The organism is Streptomyces sp. 150FB (genome assembly GCF_000818195.1).
Classification (GTDB): Bacteria; Actinomycetota; Actinomycetes; order Streptomycetales; family Streptomycetaceae; genus Streptomyces.
Genome location: NZ_JTHL01000001.1, coordinates 6,358,744 through 6,363,733, shown reverse-complemented (window position 1 = coordinate 6,363,733; position 4,990 = coordinate 6,358,744). Strand labels below are relative to the sequence as shown.

Below are 4,990 nucleotides of genomic sequence, written 5' to 3'. Positions count from 1 at the left end.
CCACCCGCCAGGGCTGTTCGACCAGGGCCACGGTCACCCCCAGCCCGGGGAGGGCCCCGGCGAGCGCCTGGAGGTCGCGCGCGCCGATCCCGCCGCCGGCGCCGTGGCCGAGGGCCAGCACGAGGCGGGGCCGGGTCGCGGGATGCCAGGTGATGCGGGCGTCCCCCGCCGGTGTCGCCACGACCTGTTCACGGATACCGCCGCTGTTGCTCGTCACCCGGTCCATCCTGCCGGGCTCGGCCTCGGCAGGACGCCCCGGCAGCCCGCGGCGGGGGCGCGTGTCAGGCCGGCAGGCGCGGGTCAGGTCGGAGGCGCGTCTCAGAAGAGCGTGCTCTCCTCCGGCGCCGCCAGCTCCTCCAGCAGCTCGGGCCCGTTGTTGCGGACATTGCTGACAGCCGTGGCGACCGGGTACGCGCGCATGATCCCGGCGGGCGGCGGCGCGAGCAGGGAGCGCAGCTCATCGGGGTCCGTACGGGCCGGGTCCAGCCAGGCGTCCCAGCGGTCGGGGGTCAGCATCAGCGGCATCCGGGGGTGGATGTCGGCCAGCGATGCCGGGCCCTCGGCGGGGGCGACGCCCAGCGGCGCCGTGTCAGCCTCCGTGGTGATCACCGAGCAGGTCACCCACCAGGCGCCCGGGTGGTCGTCGGGCAGCGTCCTGTCGCGCCAGAACTCGTACAGACCGGCCAGCGCCATGACCGACCCGTCGGCCGGGGCGACGAAGTACGGCTGCTTCCGGGGCCGCTTCCTCTTCCCCTGTTCCTCCAGCTCCCGCTCGTCGGACCCGGTGACCCACTCGTAATAGCCGTCGGCGGGCAGGATGCAGCGCCGTGAGACGAAGGGCCGCCGGAAGGAGGGCTTCTCGTGCACGGTCTCGGCCCGCGCGTTGATCAGCCGGGCCGCGCCCTCGGGGGTCTTCGACCAGGAAGGTACGAGTCCCCACTTCAGCTTCCGCAACTGGCGAACCGGGCGGGGCTCGGGAGCGTCTTTCACCGGACGCTCCAGAACCGCGTAGACCTCCTTCGTCGGGGCCACGTTCCAGTCGGGTGCGAGGGTCTCCTCGGGCTCCCACTTCTCCACACCGAAGAGCCCTTGCAGGTCCTCGGGGCGCCTGCTCGCCGCATACCGTCCACACATGAGTGCCAGACTGCCACGATCAGAACCGAGCTGAGGAGCCGCCCGAGACATGGCCAGCACCGACACCGCATCCATAACGTCGGCATCGCCCGCGGACACGGCCTCCTCAGCCGTCGGCCCGATCAGCGACCTGTGGGACCGCGTCTTCGGCGCCCAGCCCGCCCCCGCCGCCTGGCTGGTGATCGTGACGGGACTCGTCGCGCTCGCTCTTGTCATACCGCACCCGGCCTGGCGGCTCTCGCGCAACGCGATCACCATCGGCCACGAGGGCGGGCACGGGCTGATCGCGCTCCTGTCGGGACGGCGTCTCGACGGCATCCGGCTGCACTCGGACACCTCGGGCCTGACCGTGAGCCGGGGCAAGCCGCACGGCATCGGCATGATCCTCACAGCGGCCGCCGGCTACACCGCCCCGCCGCTGCTGGGCCTCGGCGGCGCCTGGCTGCTCGCCGCCCACCACATCACGCTGTTCCTGTGGCTGGCGACGGTCCTGCTGCTCGCGATGCTGGTGATGATCCGCAACGCGTACGGGGTGCTCACCGTCCTCGTCACGGGCGCCGCCTTCCTGCTCGTCTCCTGGCTGACGGGTCCCGCAGTCCAGTCGGCGTTCGCGTACGCGGCGGTCTGGTTCCTGCTCCTCGGAGGCGTACGGCCGCCCTTCGAGCTCCAGTCCAAGCGGCGTCGCGGAGGTGCGGGCGACTCCGACGCCGATCAGCTCGCGCGGCTGACGCACGCGCCGCCGGCGATGTGGTTCCTCCTCTTCCACGCCGTCTCGCTCTGCTCACTGATCGGCGGCGGACGCTGGCTGCTGGGCCTGGGCTGAGCCTGTAACACCCATGGCCATGGCTTGCCCCTATCACCCCTGCGTTACGTACTGGTTTCGCCGTATTTGATCAGGAACCGGGTTGTGCCGGAGCCACTAAAGTGAAGGCCATGACCGAAAGTTCCGTGCAGCCCGCCCTCTGGCCCGCCCCCTACGCAAACGGGTCCGTCAAAGCGACGGTCACCGTGCCCGGATCCAAATCGGTCACCAACCGCGGCCTGGTCCTCGCCGCGCTGGCCGCCGAGCCGGGCTGGCTGCGCCGCCCGCTGCGCTCCCGCGACACCCTGCTGATGGCGGACGCGCTGCGCGCCATGGGGGTCGGCATCGAGGAGACCGTATCGTCCAGCTCCGCCGCCCCCGGCCACACCGGCGAGGCATGGCGGGTGATCCCGGCGGGCCTGTACGGTCCCGCGACCGTGGACGTGGGGAACGCCGGCACCGTGATGCGCTTCCTGCCGCCCGTCGCCGCGCTCGCCGACGGCCCGGTCCGCTTCGACGGCGACCCGCGTGCGTACGAGCGTCCGCTCGGCGCCGTCATCGCCGCGCTGCGCGTCCTCGGCGCCCGTATCGACGACGAGAACCGGGGCGCGCTCCCGCTGACCGTGCAGGGCGCGGGCGCGCTCGACGGCGGCTCGGTGGAGATCGACGCCTCGGCGTCCTCCCAGTTCGTCTCGTCCCTGCTGCTCTCGGGCCCGCGCTTCAACCAGGGCGTGGAGGTGCGGCACGTGGGCTCCGCCCTCCCCTCCATGCCGCACATCAGGATGACCGTCGACATGCTGCGCGGGGTCGGCGCCCAGGTCGACGAGCCGGAGACCGGCGGCGAGCCCGACGTGTGGCGGGTCTCCCCCAGCGCGGTGCTCGGCCGCGACCTGACCGTCGAGCCCGACCTCTCCAACGCCCAGCCGTTCCTGGCCGCCGCCCTGGTGACCGGCGGCCGGGTCACCATCCCCGACTGGCCCGAGCGGACCACACAGCCGGGGGACGCGCTGCGCCGGATCTTCACCGAGATGGGCGGTTCCTGCGCCTTCACGACGACGGCCGAGGGCGGCGGGCTGACCTTCAGGGGCACCGGCCGCGTTCACGGGATCGACGTCGACCTGAGCGAGGTCGGGGAGCTGACGCCCGGCATCGCCGCCGTCGCGGCCCTCGCCGACTCGCCCTCCACCCTGCGCGGCGTCTCCCATCTGCGGCTCCACGAGACGGACCGGCTGGCCGCGCTCACCAAGGAGATCAACGAACTCGGCGGCGATGTCACCGAGACCGCCGACGGGCTGCACATCCGCCCGCGCCCGCTGCACGGCGGTGTGTTCCACACGTACGACGACCACCGCATGGCCACGGCGGGCTCGGTCATCGGCCTGGTCACCGACGGAGTGGAGATCGAGAACGTGGGCACGACAGCCAAGACCCTCCCCGACTTCCCACTGATGTGGGCCGGAATGCTCGCGGGTGCGGGAGTCTGAGGCGATGCGCCGCTACGGCAAGAACCCCGACGAGGACGACATCCGCTCCCGCCCCAACCCGAAGGGCAACCGGCCCCGTACGAACATCCGCCCGAAGCACGAGGACGCCTCCGAGGGCATGGTCCTGACGGTCGACCGCGGCCGGCTCACCTGCCTCGTCGGCGACCGCGTCGTGATGGCGATGAAGGCCCGCGAACTGGGCCGCAAGGCCGCCGTGGTGGGTGACCGGGTCAGCCTGGTCGGCGACCTGTCCGGCAAGAAGGACACCCTGGCGCGCATCATCCGCATCGAGAAGCGCAGTTCGGTGCTGCGGCGCACCGCCGACGACGACGATCCGTTCGAGCGGGTGGTCGTCGCCAACGCCGACCAACTGGCCGTGGTCACCGCGCTCGCCGATCCCGAGCCGCGCCCCCGGCTGATCGACCGCTGTCTGGTCGCCGCGTTCGACGCGGGACTTGAGCCGCTGCTCGTCCTCACCAAGTCCGACCTCGCCTCCGCCGACGAACTGCTGGAGATCTACCGGACGCTGGGCATCCGCTATGTCGTCACCAGACGCGACGAACTGGCCACGGGTGAGGCGGCGGACCGCGTCAGGGAGTATCTCGACGGCCGGGTCACCGCCTTCGTCGGTCACTCGGGTGTCGGCAAGACGACCCTGGTCAACGCGCTGGTGCCGGACGACAGGCAGCGGGTCACCGGCCTCGTGAACGCCGTCACGGGGCGCGGCAGGCACACCACGACCTCGGCGCTCGCACTGCCGCTGGCCAAGGCGGACGGCTGGGTCATCGACACCCCGGGCATCCGGTCCTTCGGCCTGCACCACGTCGATCCGTCGCGCGTCATCCTCGCCTTCCCCGACCTGGTGCCGGGTACGGAGGGCTGCCCGCGCGCGTGCAGTCACGACGAGCCTGACTGCGCCCTCGACAAGTGGGTCGAGGAGGGCCACGCCGACCCGGCGCGCCTCTACTCGCTGCGGCGGCTGCTCGCCACCAGGGAGCGACGCGAAGGCGACTGAGCCCTCCACGTTTGCGGGCCATCGAGGCTGGTAAGTGCATAATCGCACCGAACGGGACCAGGCAGTCACCTACGCGGGGAGGCACTCGACCATGGCGTGGCTGCTGGTTGTCGTCGCAGGACTTCTGGAGACGGGCTTCGCCGTCTGTCTCAAACTCTCCCACGGCTTCACCCGGCTGTGGCCGACGCTCGCCTTCGCGAGCTTCGCCCTCGCCAGCTTCGGTCTGCTGACGCTCTCGCTGAAGAAGCTCGACGTCGGTCCCGCGTACGCGGTGTGGACCGGCATCGGGGCCGCGGGCACCGCCATCTACGGCATGGTCTTCCTCGACGACGTCGTCTCCGTACTGAAGCTGGTCTCGATCTCGCTGGTGATCATCGGCGTCATCGGCCTCCAACTCTCCGGCTCGGCACACTGACCGCCGTACGGACCTGCTGACCGACGGACTCCGCCGACGGCGCGACGACATGGGCGAGCGCGATCCTCGCCGCCAGCTCGCACCGGTACAGCAGCGCGGCGGCCGAGGCCTGACCGGTGACACTGTCGCCGAGCGCGGCC

Annotated in this window: 5 protein-coding genes and 1 pseudogene; 4 read left to right on the top strand and 2 right to left on the bottom strand. The window is 71.7% G+C overall.

The window, feature by feature from the left end; translation table 11 throughout:
• Both QR77_RS47555 and QR77_RS27520 read right to left on the bottom strand, forming a co-directional pair.
• A pseudogene (locus tag QR77_RS47555) lies at positions 1-196 on the bottom strand (hydrolase); the annotation flags it as partial.
• 122 nt (positions 197-318) lie between these two features.
• Entirely contained in the window at positions 319-1,134 is an 816-nt protein-coding gene (locus QR77_RS27520) for an SOS response-associated peptidase (protein ID WP_040024744.1), read from the bottom strand.
• A 49-nt stretch (positions 1,135-1,183) separates the two neighbouring features.
• Between QR77_RS27520 and QR77_RS27515 the strand changes: the two genes are divergently transcribed.
• From QR77_RS27515 to QR77_RS27500, 4 genes are all read left to right on the top strand, one after another.
• On the top strand, positions 1,184-1,957 hold the full coding sequence (locus QR77_RS27515; RefSeq protein ID WP_052489101.1) for a M50 family metallopeptidase: 774 nt from the start codon (positions 1,184-1,186) through the stop codon (positions 1,955-1,957).
• A gap of 110 nt (positions 1,958-2,067) precedes the next feature.
• A complete protein-coding gene (gene aroA / locus QR77_RS27510; RefSeq protein ID WP_040028752.1) occupies positions 2,068-3,420 on the top strand; it encodes a 3-phosphoshikimate 1-carboxyvinyltransferase in 1,353 nt (450 codons plus the stop codon).
• Positions 3,421-3,424: 4 nt separating this feature from the next.
• On the top strand, positions 3,425-4,435 hold the full coding sequence (gene rsgA / locus QR77_RS27505) for a ribosome small subunit-dependent GTPase A (protein WP_040024743.1): 1,011 nt from the start codon (positions 3,425-3,427) through the stop codon (positions 4,433-4,435).
• 91 nt (positions 4,436-4,526) lie between these two features.
• Positions 4,527-4,850 carry a multidrug efflux SMR transporter gene (locus tag QR77_RS27500; RefSeq protein WP_040024742.1) on the top strand — a complete coding sequence of 108 codons (324 nt, stop codon included), beginning with the start codon at positions 4,527-4,529 and terminating at the stop codon, positions 4,848-4,850.
• The last annotated feature ends 140 nt before the right edge of the window (positions 4,851-4,990 follow it).

Excerpts from the sequence above, each read along its gene's own strand:
- QR77_RS27520 (WP_040024744.1), bottom strand. The coding sequence starts at position 1,134 with ATGTGTGGACGGTATGCGGCGAGCAGGCGCCCCGAGGACCTGCAAGGG.
- QR77_RS27515 (WP_052489101.1), top strand. The coding sequence starts at position 1,184 with ATGGCCAGCACCGACACCGCATCCATAACGTCGGCATCGCCCGCGGAC.
- aroA (WP_040028752.1), top strand. The coding sequence starts at position 2,068 with ATGACCGAAAGTTCCGTGCAGCCCGCCCTCTGGCCCGCCCCCTACGCA.
- rsgA (WP_040024743.1), top strand. The coding sequence starts at position 3,425 with ATGCGCCGCTACGGCAAGAACCCCGACGAGGACGACATCCGCTCCCGC.
- QR77_RS27500 (WP_040024742.1), top strand. The coding sequence starts at position 4,527 with ATGGCGTGGCTGCTGGTTGTCGTCGCAGGACTTCTGGAGACGGGCTTC.